Genomic DNA, 14,023 nt, shown 5'->3' on the forward strand with positions numbered 1-14,023 from the left:
TTCGATAACTTCCTGTTTTGTAAAAAAATACTAGTGTTTATGAGGGATGCGGGCCCTGAAGGGGGTTTGTCCTCTTTACATAACGGGTAAAGAATGTAGTAACAAAGGAGGTTGCCTTTTATGAAACGTTTCATTGGAAGACTGATCAAATGGGGACCGATCATTTACCCGATTTATAAAAAATTCCGGAATAAGCGTAGGTCGCGTAAGTCGATGACGTATTGAAAAATATTTACCAGTACGAAAAATTACACATAAAAAGGAGTGGCGAATCGTATTGATTTGTCACTCTTTTTTTCTTGGGTTAACGGCCGCTTTTATCAAGATAGCTTCATCATTTGTAATGAACATTGCACCCTGAAACGCAGATGACGAGCCATTCTGTTTTTAGAATCTTGGAATACGAAATATTTTAAAGCACAAAAACGAAGAAACCGAGGGCAGTATGTTCGTTTTGGGATTTCCCAGTAATGTTGGAAGGATTGAGACGGCTTTCGTTCGGGGAACGGTAAGATTTTGAGGTGTGTGTGGCGTTCCTTTTGTCGAGATTGGGGGCGGAGGCAGGATCTGTGGTCCATTTTGGGGGAAGATGCTTCAATCGTGGGGATTATTGGACTTTAGATATGAAAAACATGCTTCAATCGCGAGGATGATTAGCTTAAAATATGAAAAACGTGCTCCGATCACGAGGAAAATAAGCTCCACATACGAAAATATGTCCCGATCTCCGGTTTTATGCTCCAAATACGGGATATATGATCCAAATTTGAAATTTATGCTCCAATTCTCCGTTTTATGCTCCAAATCTCAAAAATATGCTCCAATTCCCGGATTTATGCTCTAACAAGAATCATTCTAATCTACTCTATTCTAATCTACTCCCATCATAGCCCATGCGCCAAGACACGCCATCAAAAGATCAGATCCAACCGGCCCAAAACGAAAGCGTCTCAACGCATATCACCACAAAACCGGTACCGGCCCCTTCACCAGCACCGGTCCGCATCCCACTCTAAAGTTCACACCAAGCAAAAAAACTCCCCTGGACCCATCCAGGGGAGTTTCAAATCTAAATCAATGAGACGTTTTCCTCATGCTACGTAATAACAAGCTTAGTAGGAATACGAAGATGATGGCTCCGATCAGTGCGGGGATGATGGCCATTCCGGCAAGTGATGGGCCGAAGCTTCCGAGTAATTCGCCGCCGATCCAGGCTCCGATGATTCCGGCGATGATGTTTCCGATGACGCCGCCTGGTACGTCCTTACCTAGGATCAGTCCGGCCAGCCAGCCGATGATGCCTCCTACGATTAAATATAAGATGAATCCCATGATTATTACCTCCAAGTTTTGTTTTTTTAATACTTGCTGATGGTTATTCTTTTCCCGTTCCATCAACAGTTAAAACCTTAATAAGTGGTGACTTGGAAGATTTTTTGTAGGATGTACATGATGTATTTAAATGCAGGGAGCTTGTCCTGGTATTCTTTATAGGCGACCGTATAGGTGCCGTCTTTGTTTTCCCAGATCCGTTTGAAATACTGGTCGACGGAAGTGACGAGATTACTATTGTTGGATGAAGCGAGCTCGATGGCTTCCTCAAGGTTGTAGTCGTCAAGGTTCCTCGATGTGTAGTTGGTGGATCCGCCGATGATGGTGGATTCCTTCTTGCCTTTTACATAGATGAATTTGGTGTGAAATTGTTCTTTGTTCGTGTCATACCAACGGATCGTGATGTGCTCGTGATTGAGATTATGAAGCTCTGAGGCGATCGGCAGGTTGGGCAGGCCGATCTTCTCCTGACCGAAGGCGTTTTGGTTCGGATCCAGGATGAGGCGGACATCGACGCCGCGGTCGGCTGCATCCTCGATGGCATCGATGATATCGCGGTCAGCGAGGTAGAACATCCCGATCCAGATTTCATCGCCTTTCTGCGCATTGTCCATGGCCGTTACGACGTGATCCTGGACTTTGCTTTCCGTCAGGATCCGTGCGTTCACACTTTCTCCTTGCCCTTTGCCCGCAGGTTTGATCCACTCAGACAATTCCCTGTCCGTAGGGAATGCCTTCTCGCTTCCACCGGAAAAAGCCGCCACTGCCCTTTCTGCCTTCACCATGTCCTTCAGGATGTCCCCCTTTACCTTGAAGCCGATATTGGAGTGGAATCCGCTCGCATCATGGGGATTGGCTGACAGGACAAGTCCTTCATCCTCCGAGATGACGATTTTCCTGTGGTTCGCCTTGATATTCAGGAGCTTCAGGTATGAGCGGGCCGTCACGTCGGGAGCGGACTTTGCCATCGGGTTGGGGAGCCAGCCTTTCCCTTCCTGCCCGAACCAGCCAAGCGCAGCACGCCATATGCCGGAATATATGAGGTTCGGGTCGCGGAGCCGGTTTAGGTCCGTATAGATGACTTCCGCACCCAAGTCCTCGAGCGGGTCGATCTGACGGGCGATATGGGAGCGATAGGTCGTATTGACTTGGTCGGTGATGAAGACGACCTTCAAGTCGGGCTTTTTCTTCATCTGCTCCTGTATTTTCCTAGATAAGGTTTCGCTGATTTTAGGATAAGATCGTTTGCCGTCTGTGTACCCGTTCACGAGAAACAGGTCGAGTACGAGGAAATCGTCTGCTTCCTCGATTGTCTTGTATACTTCATCAAAAATGGATTGATCATATACTTCCTTTCCGTGTTGGTCGTATGTTAGGTCATAGAGGAATTCTACATCCTTGTCGGAAAGGGTGAACGTGTCCCCTTCATGGGAAATCCCTGGAGGAAGGGGCTTCACCCGATGATAGAGCATGATCCCGGACAGGATCAGGATGACTGCGCCTCCGATCCACCAGTGTTTCTTCTGATACCACTTTTTCTTTTGCTTTTCCAATTTTATTCCCCTGTTCTTTGTTTGTTTTTTCTTACTATACCCTCTCAGGTGGTGGAAGAATCCTTTGTTGGGTAGATGCTGGAAAGAATTTTTTGTGCACGGTGTTTTGTTTCCAAACATACATGGACTATCATAAGGGTAAGAGAATCAAGAAAAGCTCCGTTCCGGTTAAGGAGCACCATTTTTGCGAAAAATTCTATAGAAAACAAAAGCAGGAGGTTATAAGACATGCCAAAGATCAAAGCGTTTATTTTCGATGCGTATGGGACATTATTCGATGTACATTCGGTGATGGAGAAGTGCAACGAGCTGTTTCCCGGAAAGGGCGAGAGCATCAGTGGGATTTGGAGGCAGAAGCAGCTGGAGTACAGCTTTCTGCGTCAGCTGATGGGCAGGTATACGACGTTCAGAGAGATCACGAAGGATGCCCTCCGTTATGCGTGCAAGGAGGCTGGGGCGGAGCTTTCCCGGGATGCGGAGGAAGAATTGATGGCTTCTTACTTGAAGCTCAAGCATTACGATGAGACGGAGGAAGTCCTTGAGAAGCTGAAGTCCCATCAGACAGCGATTTTCTCCAATGGATCATTCGATATGCTGTCACCGCTTGTGGAGCAGTCGCCGTTCGCTTCCTTGCTCGATGAGGTCTTATCGGTCGATGAAATCAAGCAGTTCAAGCCGACTCCGATGTCGTACCAGCTTGTCCTCGATAAGCTCGGTGTCAGAAGGGAAGAAGTGTTATTCATGTCCTCGAATACATGGGATATTGCCGGTGCGTCGAGTTTTGGATTCCATACTGCCTGGATCAACCGGAAAGGTGTGACGATGGATGAACTCGGGGTGGAGCCTGACTATGAATACCGTGATTTACGGGGCATCCTTGAGCACGCATGATCAACGGATCACTCACATTTCAGTCATGATTTTTAATAAAGTTTAACAAACTCCTCACAGGGAAATCAGGCCGACTCGGCGAACAATGAACAGGAGAGAAAAAACGGTGAGAAGGAGCGGTGTTGGAATGATGCCTCAACATGTAAAAGTCAAGGGAGTGGACGTGGACACTCATACGAGGTGCCGTCATTATCATAGTGAGATAGATATCATTGCGATCAAATTCAAATGCTGCGATACCTATTATCCGTGCCATCTGTGTCATGAGGAGACGGCGGATCATGAAGCGATACGGTGGTCCAGGGAGGAATGGCATACGCCTGCTGTCCTGTGCGGTGGATGCGGCCATGAATTGACGATCCTTCAATACATGAACTGCCAATCGGTCTGCCCAGAGTGTCAGGCATCCTTCAACCCAGGGTGTCAGCTTCATTATCACCTGTATTTCGAAGGGTGAGGACTGTTCCACGTGAAACGAAGGAGGGATAGGATGAAAGAGGAGACAGCGACGTTTGCAGGGGGATGCTTCTGGTGCATGGTTGAACCGTTTGACGAGCAGGAAGGCATCCTCGAGATCACTTCCGGCTATACAGGCGGGGAGACGGAAGATCCGAGCTATAAAGACGTCATATCTGGCGATACGGGTCATGTCGAAGCCGTCCGGATTACATTCGATCCCCAACGATTCCCTTATAAGAAGCTTGTGGACCTGTTCTGGCAGAACATCGACCCGACGGATGATGGTGGACAGTTCAAGGATCGCGGTGATTCCTACAAGACAGTGATCTTTTATCATAATGAGTCGCAAAGGAACGTGGCAGAGGATTCGAAGGGAGAGCTTGAAGCGAGCGGGAAATTCAAGGACCCGATCGTGACGGAGATCCTTCCGGCACAGCCATTCTATGAAGCGGAGGACTATCACCAGGATTTCTATAAGAAGAATGCCTTCCGCTATGCGCTATATAAGAGGGGATCCGGGAGGGAAGAGTTCAAGCGGACTCATTGGCCGAAGGATCGGTCTCATTTGCGCGTATTGCTGACCGATATGCAGTATTTTGTTACGCAGGAAAATGGGACCGAGCCCCCTTATGAAAATGAATACTGGGATAACACCAAGGAAGGTTTATATGTTGATGTGGTGAGCGGGGAGCCGCTGTTCACGTCGAAGGATCAATACGACAGCGGGTGTGGATGGCCGAGCTTCACGAAGCCGGTGATGGATGCGAGCGTGAAGGAGCGATATGACCTTTCGCATAAGTCGACGCGCGTCGAAGTGAGAAGCAGGGAAGGCGATTCGCATCTCGGTCATGTGTTCACGGACGGGCCGGGTCCGAAGGGTCTCAGGTATTGCATCAACTCCGCAGCCCTCCGGTTCATCCCGAAGGAACGCCTTGAAGCGGAAGGATATGGTGACTTCCTCATGTTGTTTCACGGAAGTAAATAAACGTAAAAAACGTGGTCGCAACCGATATGGCGAGCACGTTTTTTTTCTATGGATCACGATACGTTTTCTTCGACTTTTTCAAACAGATCCTGAATTCCCTGGCACCGCTTGATGGACGTGATGGTCCCCTGGTGAAGGCCTTCATGCCAATTGACGAATGCGAAGACATCCCCGAGGGTCGTCAAGGTGACCACTCCAAGGTTGAATGGCTTTTCCCCCTCTTCGTCAAGGCGACCTGAAAATACGTTCTCGATCCGTTTCGGTTGCTCTTCAAGCAATTCCCGTAGTTCTGACAGTGAAGGCGGAGTCAGCTGCTCTTCTTTCCAGGTGAGTGGGCTCGTCCCGTAGCCGAACAGCTTGCCATAGTGATCGGGGAGTGCTTTCTTTTCTTGTTCCCCTAAAAATGAATACAGGAGATTTTCGTGTGAAAAAAGGATGTGACCGAGGTTCCAGCGAATCGAGTTGCGGAATCCATCTGGCATGTCGTCCGCTTTTTCTTCGGTTGTTGCATCCAACAGGGCCAAGGTGCGCATCCGGATGAATGACAATTGTTGAAACAGTACGTTTTCTTGCATGAATCCATACCCCCTATAAAGAATCTCATTCCTTGTATTCGATAGAAGGGGGGCTCTTTCCTTCAAAAAAAGAACCCCTGAACATTCAAGGGTTCTTTGTGTAAGAGTTTAGTCTTGAGGACGGTTCTTCTGAGGTTTTGCGTCTCCGGTTGTGAATTCCACCAACTCGGAGCTTGTACGATTCCCTCTTTTGGCGTTGGTGTTCGCCTGTGCGTTATGGTTACCCTGTTTTTTACGGCCCATGCTTTCCCCTCCTAAGTGAATACTCTTGCCTTTATAGTGTGGGGACTTTCATGATGAAGTATTCCTTCATTTCTTTGCCAGGGAACCGCCAAAACATGACATATTCCGTGAGAATCCGCGATATTTCCCGGGCTATATTGTTGATTTGCTACTCCTTGGCATCGACCGTGCTGAGAGGCTTTTTGGCGGGTCCTTCAATCACGGACCCGTCGGTTGCGAACCTGGAGCCATGGCAAGGACAATCCCACGTCCGGTCGCCGTGGTTCCAGGCGCATTCACACCCTAAGTGGGTGCAGGTCGTATCGACGATGGACAGCTTTCCGTTTTCATCCCGATATCCCCCGCATCGCTTGCCGTTCACCAGGATGACGGCCCCTTCGCCTTTCTTCAGATCTTCTGCTCTCTTCGTCGGCATATCGAGCTTTCCTTTTATGAGCTGTGCGGCAACATTGGCATTTTCCTTCGCCAGGTGCTTGATGCCCGGGTCTGCCTTGAAGCGTGATGGCTTGAAGAGGTCCCTATAGAGATTGTGATTGCCGAGTATATGGTCTGACAGGATCTGACCAGCAAGTGTCCCGAGCGTCATCCCCCATTTCCTGAACCCCGTGGCAACAAGGATGGAAGGGTGTTTCTCGGTCAGGGGTCCGATGTATGGGATTTTATCGATTGTGATGAGGTCCTGTGCGGACCAGTGATGCTTGATTTCGTCGATTCCGAACACATCATTCCCAAAGTCTTCGAGCGCTCGGTAATGGTTCATCGTATCCGTTCCCTGCCCTGTTTTATGGTTGTCGCCCCCGATCAGAACCAATTCCTCCCCGTCAGCACCGAACGTTGATCGGAGGGATCGCGTCGGGTCTTCGGCACTCAGATACATCCCCCCAGGGAACGTCTTTCTGGTCTTCGCGGCGATCGTATAGGACCGGTCAGCCTTCATACGGGCAAAATAAACGCCCATCCCATCATAAAAAGGGAAGTGAGTCGCAATCACAACGTACTCACTGTCCAGGTGATACCCATCTTCCGTCACAACCTGGGTCCTGTCGTTTTCATTGATGGTGGTGGCGAGCGTCCCTTCGAAAATTTGTCCGCCGTTATTGATGATGCCATCGATCAATACCTTGAAGTATTTCAGGGGATGAAATTGCGCCTGCTTCTTCATTACGACGGCGTTCTTCACCGGGAGATCGATCGGCAGCGCTTCGACCAGTTCACTATCGATCCCGAGCTTTTGATAGGCTTCAAACTCTTTCTCGATTTTCTTTTTATACATGTCCGTAGTTGAATAGAGGTAGGCGTCCTGCACTTGATAGTCACAGTCGATTTGACCGGATTCGATCGTACCCTCCATGAAGGAGAGGGCTTTGCTGTTTCCTTCGAAGTAGCTCTTCGTGAATTCCTCTCCGAAATGATTGATCAGTTCATCGTAAATGAGGCCGTGCTGGGCCGTGATTTTAGCGGTTGTATGGCCCGTAGTCCCGTTCAGGAGCCGCCCGGCATCGATCAGTGCCACCTTTTTTCCGCCCGTTGAAAGCAAATGGGCAGTCGTGATCCCGGCAATCCCGCCGCCCACGACGGTCACATCGGGTTTGATGTTCTCAGAGAGCTTCGGGAATGTGGGAAGCTGAACGGTTTCACGCCACAGGGGCTCGGGTGCTTGATTGAATGCTTGATGCTGAGTATCCATGAATCTTCTCCTTTTCACTTCCTATTTCTTCATAATTTTTCCCAAAGGGAGAGAATTTAGCATGAAAATGGAAAAGAAACAAAAAAGAGATTACCCCAATCAGGGATAATCTCTTAGGTCCGTTCAGTTAAGCCTTTTGAAGAAGGCTGGCTGTTTTCTCTGCAGAATCGACCGTTTGCTTCAATAGCATGGAGATCGTGACAGGTCCGACCCCTCCAGGAACAGGTGTGATCGCTCCCGCTTTTTCGTAGCAGGATTCGTAATCGACATCGCCAACGTTCCCTTTATTATATCCGGCATCAAGGATGACGGCACCTTCCTTCACCCAATCGCCCTGGATGAAGTTGGGCTTTCCTACTGCGGCCACTACGATATCGGCCTGCGATACGATTTCCGCAAGGTTCTCGGTGTATGAATGACAGGTCGTGACGGTAGCATTGCGGTTCAACAGCATCATGGATACCGGCTTGCCGAGTATCGGGCTTCTGCCGATCACGACGGCATGCTTCCCTTCAACGGATACATCGTAAAAATCAATGATACTCATGATGGCTGCAGGTGTACATGATGGATACTCCCCGAACCCGAAGGATGTCTGTCCGAAGCCAAGGCTCGTCACGCCATCGACGTCCTTATCGATGGCGATCGCTTCGAAGGCCGCGCGCTCGTCGATATGTTTAGGGACTGGGTGCTGAAGCAGGATGCCGTGTACATCCTCATCGTCATTCAATTCGTTCAGTACTTTCAGTAATTCGGTTGTAGTCGTTTCCTTTGGAAGGTGAATCCTGCGGGACTCCATCCCGATTTTCTGACAGGCATTCCCTTTCATTTTCACATACGTTTCCGATGAAGGGTCATCGCCGACAAGCACGGTGGCCAGGCATGGCGTGATCCCGTTTTCCTTTAGGGCAGATACTCTCAACTTCAAACGATCCTTCACTTCTGTCGCTACTCTTTTTCCGTCTAGAATCAATGGTTCCACTGCAATCCCTCCTGTAAATGGTAAAAGGCTGTTATTCCCTGAAGTCAAACACTGATCGAAGAGCCTAATAAAAAAGAGACAAGGGCATACGAAGACCCTTGCCCCCTGCCCAGGCGAACGGCATAATGGCTGATGCTAAATCGTAAGTCGCAGCTCCCTTGTGGTTACATCCACGTTTTCGCCAGTCACTGCTATAATTAAGTTCGATTTCAGTATAACACGAATATAAATAAAATATCTAGTGTTAATGTTCGTGTTTGTGAAGGGTCTACTCTATAAGTCTGAAACGAATACCGGTCATATTTTCTAGTCCGTTTCCTCCCTTATTGCCGATTTGCATGATGATCCGTTCTCATACAATGAAGCAAGAAAACAAAACGGGAGGAATAAAAGATGGAAAACGTGAAAGTTGTAATGATCACAGGAGCGTCGAAAGGGCTTGGGAAGCAACTGGCACTGCGATTTGCAAAAGAAGGGGCGAAGCTTGCCATTTGTGCACGGAATGGAACGCCGCTCAAACAGGTTGAAGAGGAGCTCCGTGATCTCGGTGCGGAGGTGGTCGCCGTCACCGCCGATGTATCCGTACCGGGGGATGTCGATCGGTTTGTATCAATCGCGGAGGAGAATTACGGCAAGATCGATGTATTGATCAACAATGCGTCCATCTTCGGACCGGGGCCGAGGCTTTTGGCGGATTACCCGGAAGAGGATTTCATGGACGTGCTGAAAGTGAACGCGTTCAACCCCTTCATCGTCACGAAGCGCGTGTTGCGGGGGATGCTGATGAGAAAGGAAGGCTCGATCATCAATTTGACGTCTGAAGCGGGGAAAACCGGTTTTGCCGAGTGGGGTGCATACGGAATATCGAAGTTTGCTGTAGAAGGACTTACTCAGACGTGGGCGGATGAGCTTCAGGAAACCGGCGTACGGGTGAACATGGTGGACCCTGGTGAAATGGACACCAGCATGCATGATCGGGCCGTCCCGGACTGTGATTACCCTCTCGCCGATCCGGGTGATCATCTGGATATCTTCCTTTATCTTGCCTCGGACGCTTCTTCCGATGTTTCGGGAAGGCGTTTTGAAGCACAGGCATTTCAGTGGAGTCGGGGTGAGGATCATGAATGACGCGTTATTTGAAATTCCGTCCCACCTGAATGCGCAAGCGCCCATCGAACTGACGGGAAAGAAAAGGGATGAAGTCAGGCTGATGGTATTGAACAGAAGGAGTGGGGCCTGTCGGCATAACCGGTTTGATGAGCTGCCGTCACAATTGAAGAAAGGGGACGTCCTGGTCGTGAATAACAGCAGGACGATCCCGGCATCGCTTCAGGGGAAACAAGGCAATCGGAAGCTGGAGGTCCGATTGTCGAGAATGGTGAACCCTCATGAATGGGACGCGTTGGTGATCGGATCGATGTTCGATGCACACACGCCAATCTCATTCGGGGACGGGGTCATTGCCTCCATGTCGGGGAAAGGCAGTGAAGTGCCACTCGTCCGACTGGCTTTCAATGTAGAAGGTCCTCGGTTCTTTGATTTCCTTTTTCAAAATGGGCAGCCCATCCGCTATGAATACATCGAAGAGCCGTGGCCGCTCGAATTCTACCAGAATGTGTATGGGTCGGTCCCGGGCTCAGTCGAAATGGCCTCTGCCGGGCGGGCGTTTACATGGGAACTGATTTCACGTCTTAGAAGGGAAGGGGTCGTTGTCGTTTCACTTCAGCTGCATGCGGGACTCAGTTATTACGGCAACGATATATGGCCGAACCCGGTGAACCACCCTGAGGCATACCACCTCCCGCAGGAGACGGCAGATGCCATCCTGAAGGCGAAAAAGGAAGGAAACAGGGTGATTGCGGTTGGGACGACGGTCGTCCGCACCCTTGAGACCGTGGCGGCAAACCACCAGGGAGAGATCGTCGCAGACGCCGGCGTGACCAATACCTATATCACAAAGGATACGCCCCTCCGCGTCGTGGATGGCTTGATCACGGGCCTTCATGAACCGGAGGCGAGCCACCTCGACCTCCTGCGCGCCTTCGTTCGTGATGAGCACCTGTTCGGGGCATACCGCCACGCGATGAGGATGGGGTACTTGTGGCATGAGTTCGGCGATATGAACCTGATTTTATAATGGGGGGCGGGGGCTTAAAATGAATCATCACCACATCGGGATCAATGTCCGCAGCCTTGAAGAGTCCAAGGAATTTTATAAACGTGTATTTGGCTTTAAAGAGGGATTTTCAACTGTCATAGGGGTTGAAAAGATCTTATTTTTACAAAAAGATGGAGAGTGGCTTGAACTGATTGAGGATCTTGATCCTGCCCCTTCTCCATCCCGTATCCATTTCGCTTTGGAAGTGGATGACCTGGAAGGTGAGATGGAACGGATCTCAGGTGAAGGCGTGCAACCGGTCGAAGGGCCGATCCATCTTCCAAACGGTTGGAAGGCGGTTTTTTACGAGGGGCCGGACCGGGAAGTGATTGAGCTGATTATGGTTGAGTGAATGATTTGTAGTGTGAATGTCAGTTCGGGTTCGTTTGTGGGAACCGGATGATCCATGCGCTTTCTAACTGACAGTAAAGATTGAGGAGGCGGCAGTCTACTGAGCGACGGAAGTTAGTGTCCAACACCGATGAAATACCTCACCAACCCGATCGGTTTTATGAAATTTTTTTGTTCCCCTATCTGTGTTAAAGTTATCCGAGTATAAAGGAATCTATACAGATTGGGAAGGGATTTTCATGAAACGAGAATTCGTGATTCGCTGGACGTTTTTCTTTGTCGGCTTGCTTGTGCTCGCCCTTGGGATTACGTTGACGATCAAAGGAAAAGACCTCGGAATCGGCCCTTGGGATGTGTTTCATTACGGACTGTTCAAACAGCTTGGTCTCACGATCGGCACATGGTCCATCATTGCCGGATTCGTCATCCTGCTGGTCACCGGCATCGGCACAAGGTCATTCCCGAAGATCGGCGCATTTTTAAATATGTTTTTCATTGGTATTTTCATAGATGTATTCAATTTTCTTATCCCAGACCCAGAGTCCCTCTTCGCACAAGCGATTGTGTTCGCAGTCGGGATCATCGTATTGGGGTATGGAGTCGGACTGTATGTATCGGCTGGTCTAGGGGCAGGTCCGAGGGACAGCCTCATGCTCCTCATCGTCGAAAAGACGGGCTGGAAGGTCCAATGGGTGAGGAACGGGATGGAAATCCTCGTCTTCATCCTCGGCTGGATGCTCGGTGGACCGGTCGGGATCGGAACCGTCGTCATCGCGCTCGGCCTCGGCTCGATTGTAGGAGTCTCCCTGCCGCAGAGCAAAAGGCTCCTTGAGTACGTCCTATCAAAACCATTTTCAAAAAGAAACAATCCCCTGGCAAGTTGAGGGGATTGTTTTTTTCTGTTTTTGGGGATTGATGATGAAGGGTTTGGTTTTGATAATATATTTAGGTTTTTGATAATAAGAGCCTCGGTTTTGATAATAAAATTTGAGTTTTGATAATAAGAGCCTCGGTTTTGATAATAAAATTTGATCTTTGATAATAAAAGTCTTGTTTTTGATAATAAGTCCTGATCATTGATCATATCCCCCCTCAATTTTGTCCATTGATCATTGGTTTTGTGGTCCTAAGCATCATTTTTGATGGTGAAAAGCACTTAATCGATCGAAACGGGCCTAAAATAATTGTCTAGTAGCACTTTTTAGTAGATTGATGGCTTTTTACCGGCCCTCGATTTCGGATGGAGTGCCAGAAGCGGAAGGAGTACAATCAAAAAACGGGTCACGGTACCTGTCCCCCCGTCCCTCTTTTGAAAAAGGAATTTCCCCCACTTGGATCGAACTACTAATAAAAAGGAGTGGGTGGAATATGGAATTTGCGTATCATGTGTGGGCCACGGAAAAGTTGTTGGGGCATTTGAAGACACTGCCGGGGGACATTTTCCATAAAGAGATCAGAAGCGTGTTTCCATCAGTGGAACGGACACTTTTTCATCTCTATGAAGTCGATGCCTTGTGGTTTTCGAGGCTGAAGGGGGAGCAGGTTCCCCTTAAGAAGCACATGTTCGAGACCGTCGGGGAATGTGAGATTGATTTTTCCGATTTGCATAAAGAGATATTGGACTGGCTCAGTGACATGTCGGATGAGCTTGTTTCCGTGAACTACACAACGTCGAATGGCGAGGCATTCAAGAATACGAGAAGGGAGATCCTCCATCACCTCGTGAATCATGGTACGTATCATCGCGGCAACATCGCGGCGATGCTCTGGCAGTTGGGTGAGAGAAGTGTATCGACTGATTATATTTATTATGTAAGGGAACAGGGATGAAGGAGTTTGTAGCGAACTGTGACGTTTGCCTGAAACCGATTTTTTGCCTGGATGGTTTTTTCAACGGTGTAAAAACGGACGGGGGAAGGGTCACTTGTTTCGAATGCAATGAAAAGGAGGAGAAGCAGAATGGGTCATGACTATGCAGACCGATTGGTTTCGGCCTTGAGGGAGCACCGGAACGAGGAAAACCGCGAAGCGATGGAGCAGTATATGCGAAATCAGTTTGCGTTTTTTGGCATCAAGACGCCTGAAAGGACGGTCGTCATCAGGGAATTCCTGAAGGAAAACGGCAAGCCGCCTGTCGAAGAGCTGCCGGACATTGTCCGTTCCTTGTGGAAGGAGCCGCAGCGTGAGTGTCAATACGCTGCCATGAATCTGATGGACAAGCAAGCGCGGTATCTGACAAGAGAGCATCTGCCCCTGATGGAAGAAATCATCCTGGCAAAATCGTGGTGGGATACGATCGATCATATTTCCCCGCATTTGGTTGGCAGGATCCATGAGAAGGAAAATGCGGATGACTACCTTGAAAAGTGGGTCCGTGCCGAGGATTTCTGGTTGAACCGGACGGCGATCCTTCACCAATTGAGGTACAAAGACAAGACGGATCAAGAACGGCTGTTCAGGTACATCCTCATGCACAATGAATCGAAGGAGTTCTTCATCCAAAAAGCGATCGGATGGGCATTGAGGGAGTACTCTAAAACGAATCCCGATGCTGTTCAGAACTTCATCGAAAGGGAATCGCTCGCCCCGCTCAGCAAGCGCGAAGGATTGAAGCATATTAATAGACTCGAAAAAGCGAAGGGATGAACGCCTTCGTTTTTTTGCGGTGCAGAGAGTCGGCCAAACCGTATGCTTTGAATGTATGACGACACTTTGGGTATGATGTGATTACAACGATTAGGAGGTCATGATCATGGACTTTACGCTCGAGCGTCCCGACTCGCAAGAAGAAGTCAACATCAACACGC

The 14,023-nt window shown here is 49.1% G+C and carries 15 protein-coding genes and 1 riboswitch; of the genes, 9 read left to right on the forward strand and 6 right to left on the reverse strand.

Features of this window, described 5'->3' with window-relative positions; all coding sequences use genetic code 11:
- Positions 1 to 1,074: 1,074 nt before the first annotated feature.
- On the reverse strand, positions 1,075 to 1,332 hold the full coding sequence (locus tag LCM10_RS08420) for a GlsB/YeaQ/YmgE family stress response membrane protein (protein ID WP_224875795.1): 258 nt from the start codon (positions 1,330 to 1,332) through the stop codon (positions 1,075 to 1,077).
- Positions 1,333 to 1,409: 77 nt separating this feature from the next.
- The gene (locus LCM10_RS08425; RefSeq protein WP_224875796.1) at positions 1,410 to 2,885 is read right to left on the reverse strand and encodes a phospholipase D family protein; all 1,476 of its coding nucleotides are present in this window, start codon (positions 2,883 to 2,885) and stop codon (positions 1,410 to 1,412) included.
- Positions 2,886 to 3,113: 228 nt separating this feature from the next.
- Here LCM10_RS08425 and LCM10_RS08430 point away from each other — a divergent pair, with 228 nt between their 5' ends.
- The 3 genes from LCM10_RS08430 to msrA all read left to right on the forward strand — a co-directional run bounded on the left by LCM10_RS08430 (position 3,114) and on the right by msrA (position 5,220).
- Positions 3,114 to 3,776 carry a haloacid dehalogenase type II gene (locus tag LCM10_RS08430; RefSeq protein WP_224875797.1) on the forward strand — a complete coding sequence of 221 codons (663 nt, stop codon included), beginning with the start codon at positions 3,114 to 3,116 and terminating at the stop codon, positions 3,774 to 3,776.
- A gap of 130 nt (positions 3,777 to 3,906) precedes the next feature.
- On the forward strand, positions 3,907 to 4,233 hold the full coding sequence (locus tag LCM10_RS08435; RefSeq protein ID WP_224876382.1) for a CHY zinc finger protein: 327 nt from the start codon (positions 3,907 to 3,909) through the stop codon (positions 4,231 to 4,233).
- Positions 4,234 to 4,266: 33 nt separating this feature from the next.
- Positions 4,267 to 5,220 carry a peptide-methionine (S)-S-oxide reductase MsrA gene (msrA, locus tag LCM10_RS08440; protein ID WP_224875798.1) on the forward strand — a complete coding sequence of 318 codons (954 nt, stop codon included), beginning with the start codon at positions 4,267 to 4,269 and terminating at the stop codon, positions 5,218 to 5,220.
- Positions 5,221 to 5,273: 53 nt separating this feature from the next.
- Here msrA and LCM10_RS08445 read toward each other — a convergent pair whose 3' ends face one another.
- The 4 genes from LCM10_RS08445 to LCM10_RS08455 all read right to left on the reverse strand — a co-directional run bounded on the left by LCM10_RS08445 (position 5,274) and on the right by LCM10_RS08455 (position 8,713).
- A complete protein-coding gene (locus tag LCM10_RS08445; RefSeq protein WP_224875799.1) occupies positions 5,274 to 5,795 on the reverse strand; it encodes a DinB family protein in 522 nt (173 codons plus the stop codon).
- 108 nt (positions 5,796 to 5,903) lie between these two features.
- Positions 5,904 to 6,038, reverse strand: coding sequence for a hypothetical protein (locus tag LCM10_RS20625; RefSeq protein ID WP_263621444.1), 135 nt, complete (start codon positions 6,036 to 6,038; stop codon positions 5,904 to 5,906).
- Positions 6,039 to 6,186: 148 nt separating this feature from the next.
- On the reverse strand, positions 6,187 to 7,725 hold the full coding sequence (locus tag LCM10_RS08450; protein ID WP_224875800.1) for an FAD-dependent oxidoreductase: 1,539 nt from the start codon (positions 7,723 to 7,725) through the stop codon (positions 6,187 to 6,189).
- A gap of 127 nt (positions 7,726 to 7,852) precedes the next feature.
- Positions 7,853 to 8,713 (reverse strand): bifunctional 5,10-methylenetetrahydrofolate dehydrogenase/5,10-methenyltetrahydrofolate cyclohydrolase, encoded by an 861-nt coding sequence (locus LCM10_RS08455; RefSeq protein ID WP_224876383.1) that lies wholly within the window; start codon positions 8,711 to 8,713, stop codon positions 7,853 to 7,855.
- 94 nt (positions 8,714 to 8,807) lie between these two features.
- Positions 8,808 to 8,906, reverse strand: a riboswitch (ZMP/ZTP riboswitch).
- Positions 8,907 to 9,100: 194 nt separating this feature from the next.
- Between LCM10_RS08455 and LCM10_RS08460 the strand changes: the two genes are divergently transcribed.
- From LCM10_RS08460 to LCM10_RS08485, 6 genes are all read left to right on the forward strand, one after another.
- The gene (locus LCM10_RS08460; RefSeq protein ID WP_224875801.1) at positions 9,101 to 9,835 is read left to right on the forward strand and encodes an SDR family NAD(P)-dependent oxidoreductase; all 735 of its coding nucleotides are present in this window, start codon (positions 9,101 to 9,103) and stop codon (positions 9,833 to 9,835) included.
- Positions 9,828 to 10,844: an S-adenosylmethionine:tRNA ribosyltransferase-isomerase gene (locus tag LCM10_RS08465; RefSeq protein WP_224875802.1), complete on the forward strand. Its 1,017-nt coding sequence runs from the start codon at positions 9,828 to 9,830 to the stop codon at positions 10,842 to 10,844. The genes LCM10_RS08460 and LCM10_RS08465 overlap by 8 nt, the downstream gene beginning before the upstream one ends.
- Before the next feature lie 19 nt (positions 10,845 to 10,863).
- Entirely contained in the window at positions 10,864 to 11,217 is a 354-nt protein-coding gene (locus LCM10_RS08470; RefSeq protein ID WP_224875803.1) for a VOC family protein, read from the forward strand.
- Positions 11,218 to 11,455: 238 nt separating this feature from the next.
- Entirely contained in the window at positions 11,456 to 12,100 is a 645-nt protein-coding gene (locus LCM10_RS08475; RefSeq protein ID WP_224875804.1) for a YczE/YyaS/YitT family protein, read from the forward strand.
- Positions 12,101 to 12,584: 484 nt separating this feature from the next.
- On the forward strand, positions 12,585 to 13,046 hold the full coding sequence (locus LCM10_RS08480) for a DinB family protein (RefSeq protein ID WP_224875805.1): 462 nt from the start codon (positions 12,585 to 12,587) through the stop codon (positions 13,044 to 13,046).
- 129 nt (positions 13,047 to 13,175) lie between these two features.
- A complete protein-coding gene (locus LCM10_RS08485) occupies positions 13,176 to 13,862 on the forward strand; it encodes a DNA alkylation repair protein (RefSeq protein ID WP_224875806.1) in 687 nt (228 codons plus the stop codon).
- Positions 13,863 to 14,023: the final 161 nt, after the last annotated feature.

This window comes from Rossellomorea aquimaris, from assembly GCF_020171925.1.
Taxonomy (GTDB): domain Bacteria; phylum Bacillota; class Bacilli; order Bacillales; family Bacillaceae_B; genus Rossellomorea; species Rossellomorea aquimaris_F.